Here is a 15,532-nt window from a genome sequence, read left to right as displayed (position 1 = left end):
CCTGGGTCTGCTCGAATTCGGTCATCTGCTCGCCGTATCTGGCCTCCTGGACCCAGCGATCGTGACGTTTCCGGGCAGTGCCGCAGGGACCACAGTTGGCGAACCTGCCGTGCGGGTGATCCGGGCATCCGATGGGGGGAGCATCCAGCAGCAGCGGTCGTGCCGGAGGCGGGGCGCTTGCTCCTGCTCGTCCGCCCACGTCGCCCACTGCCCAGCCCGCTCGCCCTGCTCGGCTCGCACCCTCGCGCCCGCCCGCTCCCTCGCTCCCCCCACAGCCGCGAAGCTTCGCGAACGTGCGCGTGAGGGTGGCGCGGGACAGTCCGACCGCGCCAGGCGCGCATCGAGCTTCAGCGGTCTGGAGAGTGCGATCCACTCCCCCTCGTCGTCCTGATACAGCTCCAGGAACCCGGACTCGTCCAGCATCAGCAGATGCTCGATCACCAGATCCGTCGCGGCTTCGCCCGGGTAGATCGCCGCGGCTATCAGCTCCGGCACCATCTCCCGTCGGCCGAGGCCGTCCGTGTGCACCCACAGGCCGAGCGCTGTCGGCTTCGCTGCCATCGGCGCCCGCAGGTATCCCAGGAATTGCAGATCCTCGGCGCTGATCTTCCGTTGCACGCTCTTCGTTGACACCTTGGTCATTCCCTCTCGCGAAACCTTCGAAACACAGATCGACGGCGAGCTGCAGGTGGTGCTCGTCGATCTTGAAGCACTCTGTCCACCCGCGGCCCATGAACAGCAGCTCGTGCGCGGCGGCGTCGCTGGTGAACGCGGCCGGGAACCAGCGGCGCATCACGCGGAGCGCTTCGGTCTCCCACGTCGCGTCAGTGCCGCGAGCGAGGACGACAATGTGACCGCCGGAGCGGACCATCATCTGCACCCGATGGAACCGCCACGCGCGCCCCACCTTCAGCACGCCCTGCTCGGGCCAGTAGACGACGTACGTCATCGCGAACTTCGGCATGGCGCTCATCGGTATCGATCCAGTTCAATCTCGTGGACGGTGTATTCTTCACAGCGCCCGACTTTGGTGGTGCTCTCGCGCTCAGCAAGTGCCACGCTCTCGGCCTCGCCCTTCGTCCAGAACAACTCGCCGTTGTCGACGGCCCGCGGTTGTCCGGATGCTTGGTTCCACTCGATGACAATCCAGTACTTCACCGCGCCCCTGCTTTCGTTTCGGCGCGCAGACCCGCACGCCAGTCCTTGTGCGTCTCGGATGTTTTTGAGCAGAGTCCGAACCGGTCGAGCGCATTCGACATCTGCCCGCAAAGGCGACAGGTCGCTTGCCTTCGTGGATCATGTCGACCACCGCGAGTGCTTCCCGTGCACGGGCGCGGGCAGCATCGTCGAAGACGTAGTCGTCTTTGTTATCGGCCACCAGCGATCACCGCCAGGCGCCATCTGAGCCACTCATCGCCATAGACCGAGCAGCCCATCTCCATTGCGACCGCCGACGAGATCCGCACCCGCCGGACACCTTCAAGGCGATACCAGGCAAACTCGGACGGGTAGAACACAGGCACACGTTCAGGGTTCGCCCACCGGCGAACCTTCCACCCGTTTGCGAGCGCCGGACCCTGCAGCTCCGCCTCGCACGCACCGTTGCACGTCACACACAACGCGAGCCCATCGACAGGGACCGGGAGGTTCTTCGACCCGCCCATGCCCACCGCGCGGCGATGCTGGAACGACAAACCCTCCACCGCACTGCACATCACGCACCGGTAGCCATCCCGTACGTAGACCTCCGTTCGAGTCTTCGTCGACGGGGCGCTCATGCTGCCACCGCCAATAGGAACTCAGCGACCGCATGCCCAAGGTCACGCGCGGCGGGAGGCGTGACCGCGTTCCCTGCCTGCTTTACCTTGTCCCGCTTAGACCCGAGCAGCAGGTAGTCGCGGGCGAAGCCCATGCCCGCCTGTATCTCGTGTGGTTCGAGCATCCGGAACCCGGCGTCATCGACGTCCAGACTGATCGGTGCTTGCGGTTCGATCATCGACTGATGCCCCGCCGTGGTCAGCGTGCGCAGCGGCTCGGTGACCGGTGTGGACATCTCCGCGCCACCGTTGTTGTTCCGCATGACGAGCGCATGATGGTTGCCCTCAGCGCTCACAGTGTCGATCGGATGCGAAGATGGCTTCGCAACGCCATGATTCCGGAGCGGGATCAACAGCCCCGTCTCATTTCGCGTCGACTGTGTGCGCAGCGGATCAGCAGCAGATGCCGCCAGCTTCCCCTCACGCCCCTCCACCGGAACCAGCAGCGACGCATGAGTGCCACCGGCGACGATCGACGGCAGTACTCGAGAGACCGGCTCGGACCGTGATGCGTCCGCTCCACTGACGTGATTCACGATCAGCGCATGGTTCGCACCATCCGCGACAACCGTGGGTAGCGCGTCACCGAGCGTCTGCGTGCGCTCACGCTGACGGAACTGCGCGAGGAACGGCGGTGGCACGGCTAGTCCGTGCTCTGCGGTGCCGAGCTGCGCGGGCATCGGTGCGTCGAGCTCGGACACCCGGAGGTAGTTCGATCCCGTCGTGACGCCGTCGTATGTGTTTCCGGCGGCCTTTGCGATGATCGGCGCCCAGTGACGTTCGATGCCGCGCCGGATGCGCTCACGTGTCTTCTCCGCGAGAGGCTTCACCCGGTCACCGATGCGCTGCGCGGGTAACGACCAGTCGATGATCGACTCAGCGGCCAACCACCCCGGCTCGATGACCTGGAAACAATCAGGGCAACGGTAGAGGTACTGCGTGCGGTATCGGCCCCACTGCTCGGCCTTCTTGAACGCTTGCACTGCCTGGACTTCTCCGTGTTCTTGGCAGACCGCCATGGGTCGGGTCCACTTGCCGACGTTCGGTGCGGGCCGCTCCTTCGTCGCGAGATCCTCACGCCACATAACGATGTACATCCGGTCCCGAGACTGCGGCGCAGGCATCCCGCCGATCTGTGCGTGCATGCTGTTCAGCCACACGATCTGCATCCGGTAGCCGAGCGACTTCATCGCCATCTGCCAGGCCTCGAACTGATCCCACCGGTACGCATCGACGACGTTCTCCAAGATGATCGCCATATACCGGTGATGCTCAGCGAACCGCGGGATGTCCCACATCGTCGCTCGCGACCGGTTCGCGGCCTCATCCGGCAGCGGTCGGGTGCCGTCGATCTCGAACAGCGCCTGATCCTGCTGGCGTTGACGCTTGATGCCCTTCGCTATCGAATGTTCGTGCACTCTGGACTCCCCCAGAGCACGTGCGTGCGCGGGAAGTAACGCGGGTCGACCTGCGAGATGTCCGCCTGCGAGTGATCCGTCTCTGGGTGATTCACCTGATGCGACTCGATCGCCAACGCCCAGTGGTTCGCTGCGATCACGACACGGTAACCCGCCTCGACGAGCCCAGACGATGATCCGCCAGCCCCACAGAACAGATCCGTGACCGTGAGGCCGTTCCAGCCCACGCTCGGGTGCTTGTATCCGACGGGCGCGGTCATCGGGTCACCCCCGATAGAGTGCGAGGCATGGAAATTGCTGCCCTCTTCATCGCGATCATCAGCGCGCTCGGCACCGGCGCAGCCGCGATCATGGCGTGGGTCTCTCGAGCTGACGCGTTGGCAGCAAAGGAGAGCGCCGAGGCCGCCGAGGCCGCTGCCGTCGATGCATGGAAACGAGCGGCAGACGCGCTCGAGGAGGCCAACAGCATCCAATTGCGCACGACAGCTGAGGCGATCTCTCGCGAACGCCTGATTCGTCGCACGGAGATCGGCGAGGCCGCGTGCCACATGTTCTCGCAAGATTGCCTGCGCACAGCCGTCGGAGGCCTCAAGGACCCGGAACGTCCAAAGGCCAAGCGTGAACTCATGCTGCGAGTGACCGGCACCGGAGAACCTGCAGCGTTCATGTTCCTCACGCTTCTCGACCGAGCTAAGGACACGGTCGCGAGAGGCGACTTCGAGTCCTCCACGGCTGCTGTGGCGCGATGCTTCACACTTACTCGAGAGTGGGTCGCGGACCCCGATGAGTTCGAACATCTGCATCGATCGGAGATCTCGGTCGATGATCTCGCCGAAGACATCCGGAAGGCGGCCGAAGCGTTCGAGGCCGTTATGCGGGCTGATCCGAGCAGCTGAACGCTCATCGGTGTTCTCCTCGGAAGTTGGCATTCAAGGACCGCAAGATGTCGATGTCCTCAGACAGCGACTTGCGGCGCTCGCGGGCGTACTCGAGCGCGAGCTCGGCGGTGTCGATCCGGTCCCACGCTTTGAGTACTTCGGCGTCGCTCTCGGCGACGAGGCGGCGGGTCTCGGCATCACGACCGTTCGCGGCCTGGCGTGCGTAGCCGCGGGCGACGATCAGCTCACGCTTCGCGTCCTTGACGGCCTTCGAACGTGCTGCGAGAACAGCGGGAGCCTGCGCGATCATTCCGCGCGCCTGCAGCAGAGCCGCGGCGCACTGCATCGGCGTCGGGAACATCCCCGCGATCTCGTCTTCGTTCAGCGCGGCGAGATTCAACGGCACGAGCTCGACGGTCGTCGGCGCGTTCTCGGTGACCTCTCCGGTTTCCTGGTCGACGATCATCGCTTCCCGCCTTTCTTGCGAGCGGCCTTGCGACGCGCGGCACGATTCACCGGAGGCAGGTAGTCGTTCGGAGCAGGGCGTCCGGACACCGTCTCAGCGGGTGCCTCGGCGGGGATATCCCACGCGCTCGCGCTCTCCTTCGATGCGGCTTCAATCTCGCGGCGGCGCGTGCGAAGCTGCCGGTGCAAAGCAGTGCCCTCCGCGTCCGGGGTGAATATCCGCGCGGCACGGGCATCCTTCTCGATCGCGTCGAGGAGCTCCGGAGACTGCGCCTCTGCGATCTCCTTCGCCCATCTCCGCTCGACCGGCGCGACCGGAGCTGTGGCCGCGGCAGCCGGTGTGGTGCGGTCGTCCGCTTCGTCCTCGATCACGATGTCGCCGAGCAGGTCGCGGAACGTCTGCCGGAATCCGACCATGCGGGCGGTACGGCCGAAGTGCCGCATTGGTGAGCGGAACCACTTCGCCGCCCACTCCTCCGATGCGGCGGGGAACTGCTCATCCCAGCGGATCGTCACCGTCGTCGGAACGCGGACGTCCTTGCGAAACACTTCGACTCGCGCGAACTTCGGATGAGAAACCGCCACGGCGCCGTTCGTCTCTGGCTCGACCGTCGGGGACCATGCCTGAACCCAGGTCTCGCCGTCGTCGGAGAACTCGACCGGTCCGGTGCCATCCCATTGACGGGAGGCGTGCACGATGTGCTCGACCTCACCGATCGTCTTCTTCTCAACCAGCTCAGACATTTTCAACCTCGACATCCTGGAATCGCATCGACGGGGTGCGCTTGATGCGCGGGAAGTTCTTCTTGCCGACGGCCTCGATCGCCGCGAGCTGCTCGCGCAGATGCTCGACGTGGGCGTAGACGTCCGGGTCGGCGTCCGACCATGCGGCCTCGTCGATCTCCGTTTTCTCTGACACTGTGAGCTGGAAGCCGCCGTGCTCGCCCATGCCGACGGCGCCGAAGCGCTCGGCGTGCGGCAGCTTCGCGATGGCCTTCTTCAGCGCCGCGTTCGCCTTCTTCTCCGCGGCGGCCGCGTCGTCGAGTGCGCGCTTCAGCGGCGCCCACTCGTCGTTCGCGGCGCGCACCTCTTCGGTCAGGTCGTCGACGTCAGGGCATCCGGCGTCACGCCAGGCGATGAACGCGTTCGCGCGCATCACGAGGAAGTCGATCAGGTCGTCATCGCGGGGAACATCGATCCATGTCGCGCCGTCGGCGGGCGGCATGTCGTCCTCATCACGGACTTCGAAGCCGTAAAGCGCGGAGATCGCACCGAGTACGTGGATCTGCCATTGCATCTGCGCCATGTGTTCGAGCGGGATTGTCTCCTTCTCCCAGCCGAACTCGTGCGACTTCACCTCGACCGCCACGATCGTGCCATCGGTGTTGCGGCCGATGCCGTCCGGAGTCGCCCGGTGCAGGTCATTGCTTGCGGCGGCCCACAGTGCACCGTTCGGAGCGACGGAGTGCAGCTGCTCGGCGGCCTCGTCGAGCAGTGCGTCCTCGCGGGCGTGCCCGGCGCGGGTCGCACGGTTGCCGCGGAACGTGGAGCCGTTCATCATCTGCTCGAGGATGCGCCGCCACGTCTTGATGCCGCCGCGGGCGATCTCCCAGACCACGGATGCCGTCGGGCCCTCGCCACGTTCCAACATCCACACCTCGCGGGGTGCATCCTCAGGGACGACAATGCGCGCGGCGCTGATCGTGGCGGTCATGAATCGTCTCCGCTCCGGTTGAAGCTCACAGTCATGCCGTCGGCGGCCATCTTCCGGACGGTCTCGGCGAGCGGATCCTCAAACCCGAAGTCGAAGTCGAGGGTCGCGTCACCGGTGCGCTCGGCGCGGACACGGGCGAGGATCTCGGTGATCGTGTCCTTGTCGTCGCGGTCGACGACTGGCTCGATGAACAGGACGCCCGCTGTCGGCGTGTAGCGCTCGTCATCTCCGCCGTGCTCGATCGTCGTGCGGAGGTTGTCCACGACCATCACGATCAGGTGTCGACGGTCGGGATGGCCGACGAGCTGCGAGTGCAGCCGGTCCATGCCGTTTCGGTCATATTCCTGGGGAAGGCTCCCCGACAGCTTCACGCCCATCAGCGCGTCTCCTTCGATCGAATGGTGAATGCGGCGACGAAGATCGCCAGGCAGATGAGAACGGCAAGGTCGGCGCCGTTCCAGACCGGTGCGGCGGCGGCGATGCCGCACGGGATCGCGAGCAGGATCGCCGTCGCGACGAGCACGAACCGCCACGGCTCAAGCGGCCACCAGCGCCGCATCACGCCACCCGGTTTCGGATCGCGTGCAGCCCCGCCTGCGACGAGGGCGGATAGACGACGACGTCCGGGATCGCGGAGATCGGCTCGGCAGAGAGGCGTACGTGAGTGATCGCGGCGACAGGTGCGAACGGTGCCGCCTCGATGGGCTCGATCGCGAAGACCTGGCCGTCGATCTCGTCAGCCGCTTCGACTGCCTCGTCGAAGTCGTCGAGCAGACGACGCTTGCCGCCCAACGTCGCGCGACCGTCGCGCGTTTCGAGAGCCAAGAAGTTAGGATTGTCCTGAGGCATCAGAGTTGCCTTTCTGGTTTGGTGAAGCACCCGTTCCCGCGGGTGCTTCGCTGTTTCTGGTCAGTTGGGGATCGCAAGCGATCCGTGAGCGCCGAGCCAGGCCGCGAGCCCGTCCCACAGGCGCGCTTCACCGCGCGGGGTCAGTCGCGTCGACACGGCGGTCTGCGTGCCACGGGTGTTCGTGCCGTAGGTCGTGCGGTGAGCGCGAGCCCACCCGGCTTCGATCGCCTTCGCCGTCGGCTGGTTATGACGAACCGACGCGCCACGGATGATGAGTCCAAGTCGGCCGGCGTGGTCGTATACGTCTTGGTGCTTGACCTTCAAGCCCGGGAACCGCTCAGCGCAGTGCGCCTTGAAGTCGTTCGCGAGATCCGCGATCGTTCGGAGCCCCTCGGCCTGACGGAACGTCTCTGCGTGCGCCGCTACCGGTTCGAGCTCGGCGACACGCGTCTCGAGCTGCTCCACACGGCGTGCGGTGATCGCGAGCGCCTGGTGCACGATCTCGTCGTCGGAGAGTTCGGGCGCCGCGACGTACGATCCTGTGCGCCGGATCGCCGGGATGACATCACGTGTCACCCAGCGTTTGAAATCGCGGGCACCCTCGACCTGGCTACCGATCACGGCCACGTACAAACCTGACTCGCTCACCACGGTGACGCTCTGGACTCCGCCGGGGGTACTCACTGGATGAGTACCCTTCTCGTCGTCTTCGAGCCGACGCGTGAAATTCGACGCGTCGCGGTAACCGAGAATGCGAGCAACGTCCGATGCAACGAACCACGGGTCGCCATCGATCACGACGGTGCGCACCTCGACGCCGTCGAAGCGGAACACTTCGAGCGCGCTCATGCGTCACGCCCGCGGTTGCCGACACCGTCAAGGATGTCGAGACGACTCAGCGCATTCGGGTGGTCCTCACCGATCTCAGCGGCCACGTGATCGGCAATCGCCTTGACGACAACCTCGCCTGCGCGCTTGATCACCCCGCGCAACGTCCTCTGGTGTCGGAGCGCACCGGTCAGAGTGTCGGCGGCAGTGCCGACCTCACCACGACTGGAATGCGCAACGAACGGCGCCGCGTTCATGACGCGCTCCCCGAAGGTGCGCCCGGCGCTGCAACCGCTGGGGATGCGGGAGCGCCGGACGCGTCCCCTACGATCGGGTCAGAGACCGGCGACGGTAGGACGTCGACGGCACCGATCGAAGGAGAACCATGGACCTCGCCAGCCGCCAAACTCTCGTCCTCGAAGGCATCCAAAAGTGCCAGCGCGCGACGGCGAAGATCGAACGACTCAAAGGGCACCAAGACCCGGCCATCCAGGAACTCGCGGAAGCGATGCACTTCCTCGCGTTCGGCGTCCAAGAGATCGGACTTGCTCTCACTGATCAAGGCCGCGAAGACGACCTCGCTATCCAGCGAGGTCAATAACCGACACAGCACGTCTGCATAGCGGCGAGACTCGGCGGCAGGAAGCGGGTTGTCGTAACGGGCGGTCATGACGCAACCGCAAGTTCAACTGGCGCGGACTCGTGAAGGTCGGTCTCGCTCGGGAAGAACCGTTCGACAGGGACACGCATCTCGACAGCGAGCTTCAGAATCTCGTCAGCCTTGAATGCCGTGCGGCCCGCGTACCGCTGCACAAGCTGCGTCCGGGAGATACCGATGATCAGCGCCGTGCGCTCCTGGGTGTACCCCTTTTCGGCGGCAACCCCACGCACCTTGTCTGGAATACCAATTTGCTGGTTCGTCATGTCGGTAAGTGTGTGCGATATTCCGAATTCTTGCAAGCGCATCAAAGGGCGTGTTGCCGAATCTTCGCACGAATTGACCGGCTCTTATTGTCAACTTGACCGGAAACCCGTACACTCGAATCATGAGCACACAGAGCAACGTGATCCCGCTGAAGGACGAAGCGCGCGACCTACGCCGCGCACGCGGTCAGTTCATCAAAAACCTCATAGACGACGAAGAGCGCTCGGCTCGATTCGTCGCCGTTCGCATCGGCCTGGCACCGTCGTCTATGAGTGAGCGGCTGAAGGGTAAGTCCCCGTTCCTCGCAGACGAGCTCGAAGGCATCGCGCGAGTGCTCAGGATCGACCCTGTCGACCTCTACAAGCAGTACATTTTGGTGGGCCCGGCCGGGATCGAACCGACGACATCCACGGTGTAAACGTGGCGCTCTACCAGCTGAGCTACAGGCCCTGGTGACTCCATTCTATCCAGTGTCTGGATGCGCGACGCACACGTTGAACAGGGCTAGGCTGAATATGGCGCGCGTTGTGCCGAGCCAACAAGGCTCCCCGCGTCGCTTCCCGTTTCCTTGGCACAACCTGCCAGCTTGACGAAAGGCTCCACGTGACCGTTCACGACCAGGATCCGTACTCCCAAGGCCCCCTTGACAGCGATCCGGAAGAGACCGGTGAGTGGCAGGAGTCGCTTGACGGCGTCGTTGACGCCAAGGGCCCAGGCCGAGGGCGCGAGATCATGCTCAGCATGCTCAAGCGTTCCAAAGAGCTGCACCTCAACGTGCCGATGGTCCCGACGACGGACTACATCAACACCATCGCATCCGAGAACGAGCCGGCCTTCCCCGGCGACGAAGAGCTCGAGCGACGTTATCGCCACTGGATCCGTTGGAACGCTGCCATCACCGTGCACCGTGCACAGCGGCCCGGCATCGGCGTCGGGGGCCACATCTCGACGTACGCGTCTGCCGCGTCGCTCTACGAGGTTGGTCACAACCACTTCTTCCGAGGTCAGGATGACGCTGCCTCTGGTGGCGATCAGATCTTCTACCAGGGGCACGCCTCCCCCCGGTATGTACGCCCGCAGCTTCCTCGAAGGCCGGTTGAGCGAAGACCAGCTGGACGCATTCCGCCAGGAGAAGTCCGGCGCCCCCAACGGCATCCCGTCCTATCCGCACCCGCGCATGATGCCGGAGTTCTGGCAGTTCCCGACCGTGTCGATGGGTCTGGGCCCGATCAACGCGATCTACCAGGCGATGACGAACAAGTACCTCGAGAACCGCGGCATCAAGAACGTCGCCGACTCGCACGTCTGGGCCTTCCTCGGTGACGGCGAAATGGACGAGGTCGAATCTCGCGGTCAGCTGCAGGTCGCAGCCAACGAGGGTCTCGACAACCTGACCTTCGTGATCAACTGCAACCTCCAGCGCCTCGACGGCCCTGTGCGTGGCAACGGAAAGATCATCCAGGAGCTGGAGTCGTATTTCCGCGGCGCCGGCTGGAACGTCATCAAGGTTGTCTGGGGCCGCGAGTGGGATGACCTGCTTGCCCGCGACACCGATGGCGCGCTGCTGAACCTGATGAACGTCACCCCCGATGGTGACTACCAGACCTACAAGGCCGAGAACGGCGCATTCGTCCGCGAGCACTTCTTCGGCCGCGATGAGCGCACCGCCGCACTGGTCAAGGACTACACCGACGACCAGATCTGGAAGCTGCGCCGTGGCGGCCACGACTACCGCAAGGTGTACGCCGCCTACAAGGCAGCGATGGAGCACAAGGGTCAGCCGACCGTCATCCTTGCGAAGACGGTCAAGGGCTACGGCCTGGGTCCGCACTTCGAGGGGCGTAACGCAACGCACCAGATGAAGAAGATGACGCTCGACGACCTCAAGTTGTTCCGCGACACCATGCAGATTCCGATCACGGATGCTCAGCTCGAAGCCGACCCGTACCGCCCGCCGTACTACCACCCGGGTGCCGAGGACGAGACGATCAAGTACATGCTGGATCGCCGGCACGACCTCGGTGGATTCCTGCCAGAGCGTCGCACCACTCACGTGGGGCTGACACTTCCTGAAGAGAAGGACTACGCCTTCCCGAAGAAGGGTTCTGGCAACCAGGAGGTCGCCACGACGATGGCGTTCGTCCGCATGCTCAAGGACCTCATGCGGGTCAAGGGCTTCGGCAACCGCATCGTGCCGATCATCCCTGACGAGGCTCGTACCTTCGGCATGGACGCCTACTTCCCGACGGCGAAGATCTACAACCCGAACGGGCAGAACTACACTGCCGTTGACCGCGAGCTGCTCCTGGCATACAAGGAGAGCCCGCAGGGCCAGATCATGCACGTCGGCATCAACGAGGCGGGCGCCACCGCGGCGTTCACCGCGACAGCCACCTCGTATTCGACTCACGGCGAGCCGCTGATCCCGATCTACATCTTCTACTCGATGTTCGGTTACCAGCGCACCGGCGACGCCTTCTGGGCTGCCGCTGACCAAATGGCACGTGGCTTCGTGATCGGTGCAACAGCCGGACGCACCACGCTGACCGGTGAAGGCACGCAGCACGCCGACGGTCACTCGCCACTGCTGGCGTCGACCAACCCTGCCACCGTCACCTACGACCCGGCATACGGGTATGAGGTCGCGCACATCGTGCAAGACGGCGTCGAGCGCATGTACGGCGGGACGCACCCCGACCCGAACGTCATGTACTACTTGACGGTCTACAACGAGCCGTTCAAGCAGCCCGCTGAGCCTGAGAACGTCGACGTCGAGGGCATCCGCAAGGGTCTTCACCGCATCGCCGAGGGTGAAGGCGAGGGCCCCCGCGTGCAGCTGCTCGCCTCGGGTGTCGGCGTGCCGTGGGCGCTCGAAGCGCAGGAACTGCTGAAGCAGGACTGGGGCGTTGTCGCCGACGTCTGGTCTGTCACCAGCTGGACTGAGCTTCGCCGCGACGGTCTCTCGGCAGACGAGCACAACTTCCTGCACCCTGAGGAAGAGCCGCAGGTTGCGTACGTCACGCAGAAGCTGCAGCATGCTGAAGGACCGTTCGTCGCAACGAGCGACTTCATGCACGCGGTGCAGGACCAGATTCGTCAGTGGGTTCCGGGTGAGTATTACACGCTCGGTGCTGATGGATTCGGTTTCGCAGACACTCGCGCGGCGGCACGTCGCTTCTTCAAGATCGACGGACCGTCGATGGTGGTTCGCGCACTTCAGGGGCTCGCTAACAAAGGCCAGCTCGATCGTTCTGTCATCGCGCAGGCGATCGCGAAGTATGACCTCCACAACGTGAACGCTGGCGCGAGCGGAAACGCCGGCGGCGAGAGCTGAGCCACACGTGACCGGCTCTTCTCCCGCGTCACTGGACAAGCCAGCGACGCTCACATGGTTGCGCCGCATCTCGGGTGACCTTGCGACCGCGACGATTCAGCGTCTCGAAGACACCCTTCCCTGGTACGCCGATATGCCACCGGCCCGACGTTCAGCTGTCGGGTTGGTGGCACAGGCGGGCATCACGTCGTTCATCCAGTGGTTTGATGATCCGACGTCGACCCCGTGGATCGCGGCAGATATCTTCGCCGCCGCTCCGCGCGAACTGTTGCGCAGCGTCAGCCTCACTCAGACGCTGCAGCTGATCCGCGTCACCGTTGAGATCACCGAAGAACGCATCGCCGGCAAGGGCGAAATGCTGCGTGAAGCGATCCTGCTGTACTCACGTGACGTCGCGTTCGCCGCGGCCGATGTGTACGCGCGTGCCGCCGAGGCACGCGGTCTCTGGGACGCTCGTCTCGAAGCGCTGGTCGTCGACTCCATTCTCACGGGCGAGGCTGACGAAGAACTGCCCAGCCGCATCGCAGCCCTCGGCTGGCACGGTCATGGAGAAGTCTGCGTGCTCGTGGGAACCACACCCCCGCAGTTCGACGTCGACCATGTCCGTCGTACAGCACGAAAGCTGGCCGTTGACGTACTCATCGGCGTGCAGGGATCGCGACTCGTCCTCGTGCTCGGCCGCGCGCGTGTCGCCGGACGTGAAGAAGAAGACGATGACCTCGCGTTCGAAGAAATCGCCACACGACTCGAGCCCTCTTTCGGTGTCGGTTATGTCGTACTCGGTCCCCCGGTTGCCGCTCTCGTCGATGCCGGGCAAAGCGCCCGCGCGGCCCTCGCAGGCTTCGCAGTTGCGCGCGCCTGGCGCACAGCCCCGCGTCCCGTAGAGGCCGATGATCTGTTGCCAGAGCGCGCCCTCGCCGGCGACCCGCTGGCTAAGCAGACGCTCATCGAGCGCATCTATCGGCCGCTGCAGGCGCACTCCACAGATCTCGTTACGACGCTGTGGAGCTATCTCGACAACGGCCGTTCGCTCGAGGCGACCGCGCGGGAGCTGTTCGTGCATCCGAACACCGTGCGATATCGCCTCAAGCGTGTGAGCGAGGTCATCGGCTGGGACGCCACCGGGCCTCGTGAGGCACTGATTCTGCAGACGGCACTGATCCTGGGTTCGATCGGAACCACGGAGTCGGTTCGACGTCGGCCGGCGAACCGCCGCGCACGCTGACCTTGATCCGCCTCTGTACGCCACACACAAGGGAATCTCGGAATGTTGTGAGGGTTCATCCACCGTTCCGGCGAGATCGTTGGCAGACTAAGTAGGTGATTGTCGTCGCTTGCCCTGGACAGGGCTCACAGACCCCCGGTTTCCTCTCCCCATGCTAGAGCTGGATGGCGTAGCCGATGCCCTCGCCGTTTACTCTGAGGCTGCGGAGGTCGACCTCGTCCTGCATGGCACCGAGTCCGACGCCGACACGATCCGCGACACGCGCATCGCGCAGCCGCTCATCGTTGCCGCATCATTGATCGCCGCCAAGGCACTCAATCAGCGAGCCGGACGCGCTCCGGACGGGCTTGCCGGCCACTCGGTGGGCGAACTCGCTGCGCTCGTCGGTGCCGGCGTGATTTCGGATCAAGAGACCATGCGCCTCGTAGGAATCCGCGGGCGGGCGATGGCGGATGCCGCAGCGCAAACTCCGACCGGTATGAGCGCGGTCATCGGCGGCGATGAGGCACCCGTTCTCGAGCGCCTCGGCGAACTGGGGCTGTCCCCGGCGAACTACAACGGCGGCGGTCAGATCGTTGTCGCAGGCGCTCTGCCTGCGCTCGCCACGCTCGCTGAGGAGCCCCTTAAAGGCACCCGGGTCATCCCGCTGCAGGTCGCTGGTGCTTTCCACACGTCGTATATGTCCGAGGCAGTCGACGCGTTGCGCGCCGCCGTCGCCGAGATCACGCCGAACGACCCCAGCATCACGCTGTGGACAAACAAAGATGGTTCGGTTGTGACCTCGGGCGCCGATGCGCTCGACTTCATCGTCAACCAGGTGTCCTCCCCCGTTCGGTGGGACCTCTGCATGACGTCGTTTGCCGACAACGGCATCACCGGCCTCATTGAACTCGCACCGGCGGGAGCCCTCACCGGCCTCGCCAAGCGCGGACTGCGCGGCACGCCGACAGTCGCCGTCAAAACCCCTGAAGACCTCGATGCAGCGGCTGAGCTGCTGAACGGAGCAGCCGCATGACCCCCACACTGAAGCAGGCGACCGGCCCCGCATTCACCCGCATCTACGCCTACGGGGCGGCACGCGGTGAGAACGCGGTTCCGAATGAGGACCTGATCGGTCCGATCGACTCCAGCGACGAGTGGATCCGCCAGCGCACTGGCATCATCACCCGCGCGAGGGCGCTGAAGGAAACCGACGCCATCGACCTCGCGAGCATTGCGGCCGCCGAAGCGATCGAGAGTTCAGGGGTCGCGGCATCCGACGTCGACCTTGTCATCGTCGCGACGATCAGCAACCCGAAGCAGAGCCCGTCCGTCTCCGCAATCGTCGCCGACCGCGTCGGCGCGAACCCTGCAGCCGCGTACGACGTCAACGCGGCCTGCGCCGGATATGCCTACGCGATCGCTCAGGCTGATGCCCTCATCCGGACGGGCGCCGCACACTACGCGCTGGTGATCGGCACCGAAAAGCTGTCAGATGTCGTCGACCCTGCCGATCGCAGCATTTCGTTCCTGCTCGGTGACGGTGCGGGCGCGCCCTTATCGGCCCGAGCGACACCCCCGGCATTGCTCCCGCGTCTGGGGCTCGGACGGCTCCCGCGCGACGCGGTCGGCATGAACTATACGCTGACCGAATTCCGCGACGGTGAAGGCAATGTGCCTTGGCCCACCCTTCGCCAGGAGGGGCCGACCGTGTTCCGCTGGGCGGTCTGGGAAATGGCCAAGGTCGCACGTCAAGCGCTCGAGGTCGCTGGTATCGAGGCATCTGATCTCGCCGCGTTCATCCCGCATCAGGCCAACATGCGCATCATCGACGAGTTCGCGAAACAGCTGAAGCTGCCAGAGTCCACCGTTATCGCGCGCGACATTGAGACGACCGGCAACACGTCGGCCGCATCTATCCCGCTCGCCAGCCACCGTTTGATGGCCGAACACCCCGAGCTATCAGGTGGGCTGGCACTCCAGATCGGCTTCGGCGCTGGCCTCGTGTTCGCGGCTCAAGTCGTCGTGCTCCCCTGAGAACGCGCCCGCGTTCTCTAGACTGTTCCACGGTTCCGAAAACAACCCGCAAGAAAGAGGAAG

The 15,532-nt window shown here is 64.7% G+C and carries 18 protein-coding genes, 1 tRNA gene and 2 pseudogenes; 5 read left to right on the top strand and 16 right to left on the bottom strand.

What is annotated here, in order from left to right; all coding sequences use genetic code 11:
* Positions 1-21: 21 nt before the first annotated feature.
* The 5 genes from DC31_RS16950 to DC31_RS19915 form a co-directional block, all read right to left on the bottom strand.
* The gene (locus DC31_RS16950) at positions 22-642 is read right to left on the bottom strand and encodes a hypothetical protein (protein WP_051606648.1); all 621 of its coding nucleotides are present in this window, start codon (positions 640-642) and stop codon (positions 22-24) included.
* Positions 643-969: 327 nt separating this feature from the next.
* Positions 970-1,158, bottom strand: coding sequence for a hypothetical protein (locus DC31_RS08780; protein WP_036279068.1), 189 nt, complete (start codon positions 1,156-1,158; stop codon positions 970-972).
* A gap of 209 nt (positions 1,159-1,367) precedes the next feature.
* Positions 1,368-1,778, bottom strand: a complete 411-nt coding sequence (locus tag DC31_RS08775) for a hypothetical protein (RefSeq protein ID WP_152545382.1) — start codon at positions 1,776-1,778, stop codon at positions 1,368-1,370.
* The gene (locus DC31_RS08770) at positions 1,775-3,235 is read right to left on the bottom strand and encodes a DNA cytosine methyltransferase (protein WP_268748228.1); all 1,461 of its coding nucleotides are present in this window, start codon (positions 3,233-3,235) and stop codon (positions 1,775-1,777) included. Before DC31_RS08770 ends, DC31_RS08775 begins: the two co-directional genes overlap by 4 nt.
* Positions 3,217-3,495 carry a DNA cytosine methyltransferase gene (locus tag DC31_RS19915; RefSeq protein WP_268748227.1) on the bottom strand — a complete coding sequence of 93 codons (279 nt, stop codon included), beginning with the start codon at positions 3,493-3,495 and terminating at the stop codon, positions 3,217-3,219. Before DC31_RS19915 ends, DC31_RS08770 begins: the two co-directional genes overlap by 19 nt.
* Positions 3,496-3,522: 27 nt before the next feature.
* Here DC31_RS19915 and DC31_RS08765 point away from each other — a divergent pair, with 27 nt between their 5' ends.
* The gene (locus DC31_RS08765; RefSeq protein WP_036279064.1) at positions 3,523-4,131 is read left to right on the top strand and encodes a hypothetical protein; all 609 of its coding nucleotides are present in this window, start codon (positions 3,523-3,525) and stop codon (positions 4,129-4,131) included.
* A 4-nt stretch (positions 4,132-4,135) separates the two neighbouring features.
* Here DC31_RS08765 and DC31_RS08760 read toward each other — a convergent pair whose 3' ends face one another.
* From DC31_RS08760 to DC31_RS08705, 11 genes are all read right to left on the bottom strand, one after another.
* On the bottom strand, positions 4,136-4,579 hold the full coding sequence (locus DC31_RS08760; protein WP_036279062.1) for a hypothetical protein: 444 nt from the start codon (positions 4,577-4,579) through the stop codon (positions 4,136-4,138).
* Positions 4,576-5,322, bottom strand: a complete 747-nt coding sequence (locus tag DC31_RS08755; protein ID WP_036279060.1) for a hypothetical protein — start codon at positions 5,320-5,322, stop codon at positions 4,576-4,578. The genes DC31_RS08760 and DC31_RS08755 overlap by 4 nt, the downstream gene beginning before the upstream one ends.
* Complete coding sequence (locus tag DC31_RS08750; protein WP_036279059.1) at positions 5,315-6,292, bottom strand: hypothetical protein; 978 nt, start codon at positions 6,290-6,292, stop codon at positions 5,315-5,317. Before DC31_RS08750 ends, DC31_RS08755 begins: the two co-directional genes overlap by 8 nt.
* Complete coding sequence (locus DC31_RS08745) at positions 6,289-6,669, bottom strand: hypothetical protein (protein WP_036279057.1); 381 nt, start codon at positions 6,667-6,669, stop codon at positions 6,289-6,291. The genes DC31_RS08750 and DC31_RS08745 overlap by 4 nt, the downstream gene beginning before the upstream one ends.
* Complete coding sequence (locus tag DC31_RS08740) at positions 6,669-6,851, bottom strand: hypothetical protein (RefSeq protein WP_036279055.1); 183 nt, start codon at positions 6,849-6,851, stop codon at positions 6,669-6,671. The genes DC31_RS08745 and DC31_RS08740 overlap by 1 nt, the downstream gene beginning before the upstream one ends.
* On the bottom strand, positions 6,851-7,141 hold the full coding sequence (locus DC31_RS08735) for a hypothetical protein (protein ID WP_051606646.1): 291 nt from the start codon (positions 7,139-7,141) through the stop codon (positions 6,851-6,853). Before DC31_RS08735 ends, DC31_RS08740 begins: the two co-directional genes overlap by 1 nt.
* A 60-nt stretch (positions 7,142-7,201) precedes the next feature.
* Positions 7,202-7,990, bottom strand: a complete 789-nt coding sequence (locus tag DC31_RS16945; protein WP_051606644.1) for a BRO family protein — start codon at positions 7,988-7,990, stop codon at positions 7,202-7,204.
* On the bottom strand, positions 7,987-8,226 hold the full coding sequence (locus tag DC31_RS08725; protein ID WP_036279053.1) for a hypothetical protein: 240 nt from the start codon (positions 8,224-8,226) through the stop codon (positions 7,987-7,989). Before DC31_RS08725 ends, DC31_RS16945 begins: the two co-directional genes overlap by 4 nt.
* Positions 8,223-8,639 carry a hypothetical protein gene (locus DC31_RS18120; RefSeq protein ID WP_152545381.1) on the bottom strand — a complete coding sequence of 139 codons (417 nt, stop codon included), beginning with the start codon at positions 8,637-8,639 and terminating at the stop codon, positions 8,223-8,225. The genes DC31_RS08725 and DC31_RS18120 overlap by 4 nt, the downstream gene beginning before the upstream one ends.
* Positions 8,636-8,893 carry a helix-turn-helix domain-containing protein gene (locus DC31_RS08715; protein WP_200872892.1) on the bottom strand — a complete coding sequence of 86 codons (258 nt, stop codon included), beginning with the start codon at positions 8,891-8,893 and terminating at the stop codon, positions 8,636-8,638. Before DC31_RS08715 ends, DC31_RS18120 begins: the two co-directional genes overlap by 4 nt.
* 375 nt (positions 8,894-9,268) lie before the next feature.
* A tRNA-Val gene (locus DC31_RS08705) sits at positions 9,269-9,344 on the bottom strand.
* Positions 9,345-9,497: 153 nt separating this feature from the next.
* Here DC31_RS08705 and aceE point away from each other — a divergent pair.
* From aceE to DC31_RS08685, 4 genes and pseudogenes are all read left to right on the top strand, one after another.
* Positions 9,498-12,228: pseudogene (aceE, locus tag DC31_RS08700) on the top strand (pyruvate dehydrogenase (acetyl-transferring), homodimeric type).
* A gap of 31 nt (positions 12,229-12,259) precedes the next feature.
* On the top strand, positions 12,260-13,453 hold the full coding sequence (locus DC31_RS08695; RefSeq protein ID WP_152545398.1) for a PucR family transcriptional regulator: 1,194 nt from the start codon (positions 12,260-12,262) through the stop codon (positions 13,451-13,453).
* A gap of 95 nt (positions 13,454-13,548) precedes the next feature.
* Positions 13,549-14,468 (top strand): annotated as a pseudogene (locus DC31_RS08690) (ACP S-malonyltransferase).
* Complete coding sequence (locus tag DC31_RS08685) at positions 14,465-15,469, top strand: beta-ketoacyl-ACP synthase 3 (RefSeq protein WP_235201418.1); 1,005 nt, start codon at positions 14,465-14,467, stop codon at positions 15,467-15,469. The pseudogene DC31_RS08690 and the gene DC31_RS08685 overlap by 4 nt, the downstream one beginning before the upstream one ends.
* Positions 15,470-15,532 lie beyond the last annotated feature (63 nt).

Origin of the sequence: Microbacterium sp. CH12i, assembly GCF_000685355.1 — a bacterium.
Taxonomy (GTDB): Bacteria; Actinomycetota; Actinomycetes; order Actinomycetales; family Microbacteriaceae; genus Microbacterium.
Note: the sequence above shows the minus strand (reverse complement) of the source record. Positions and strands in the feature narration are given on the sequence as shown.

Excerpts from the sequence above, each read along its gene's own strand:
- DC31_RS16950 (WP_051606648.1), bottom strand. The coding sequence starts at position 642 with ATGACCAAGGTGTCAACGAAGAGCGTGCAACGGAAGATCAGCGCCGAG.
- DC31_RS08775 (WP_152545382.1), bottom strand. The coding sequence starts at position 1,778 with ATGAGCGCCCCGTCGACGAAGACTCGAACGGAGGTCTACGTACGGGAT.
- DC31_RS19915 (WP_268748227.1), bottom strand. The coding sequence starts at position 3,495 with ATGACCGCGCCCGTCGGATACAAGCACCCGAGCGTGGGCTGGAACGGC.
- DC31_RS08765 (WP_036279064.1), top strand. The coding sequence starts at position 3,523 with ATGGAAATTGCTGCCCTCTTCATCGCGATCATCAGCGCGCTCGGCACC.
- DC31_RS08760 (WP_036279062.1), bottom strand. The coding sequence starts at position 4,579 with ATGATCGTCGACCAGGAAACCGGAGAGGTCACCGAGAACGCGCCGACG.
- DC31_RS08755 (WP_036279060.1), bottom strand. The coding sequence starts at position 5,322 with ATGTCTGAGCTGGTTGAGAAGAAGACGATCGGTGAGGTCGAGCACATC.
- DC31_RS08750 (WP_036279059.1), bottom strand. The coding sequence starts at position 6,292 with ATGACCGCCACGATCAGCGCCGCGCGCATTGTCGTCCCTGAGGATGCA.
- DC31_RS08745 (WP_036279057.1), bottom strand. The coding sequence starts at position 6,669 with ATGGGCGTGAAGCTGTCGGGGAGCCTTCCCCAGGAATATGACCGAAAC.
- DC31_RS08740 (WP_036279055.1), bottom strand. The coding sequence starts at position 6,851 with ATGCGGCGCTGGTGGCCGCTTGAGCCGTGGCGGTTCGTGCTCGTCGCG.
- DC31_RS08735 (WP_051606646.1), bottom strand. The coding sequence starts at position 7,141 with ATGCCTCAGGACAATCCTAACTTCTTGGCTCTCGAAACGCGCGACGGT.
- DC31_RS16945 (WP_051606644.1), bottom strand. The coding sequence starts at position 7,990 with ATGAGCGCGCTCGAAGTGTTCCGCTTCGACGGCGTCGAGGTGCGCACC.
- DC31_RS08725 (WP_036279053.1), bottom strand. The coding sequence starts at position 8,226 with ATGAACGCGGCGCCGTTCGTTGCGCATTCCAGTCGTGGTGAGGTCGGC.
- DC31_RS18120 (WP_152545381.1), bottom strand. The coding sequence starts at position 8,639 with ATGACCGCCCGTTACGACAACCCGCTTCCTGCCGCCGAGTCTCGCCGC.
- DC31_RS08715 (WP_200872892.1), bottom strand. The coding sequence starts at position 8,893 with ATGACGAACCAGCAAATTGGTATTCCAGACAAGGTGCGTGGGGTTGCC.
- DC31_RS08685 (WP_235201418.1), top strand. The coding sequence starts at position 14,465 with ATGACCCCCACACTGAAGCAGGCGACCGGCCCCGCATTCACCCGCATC.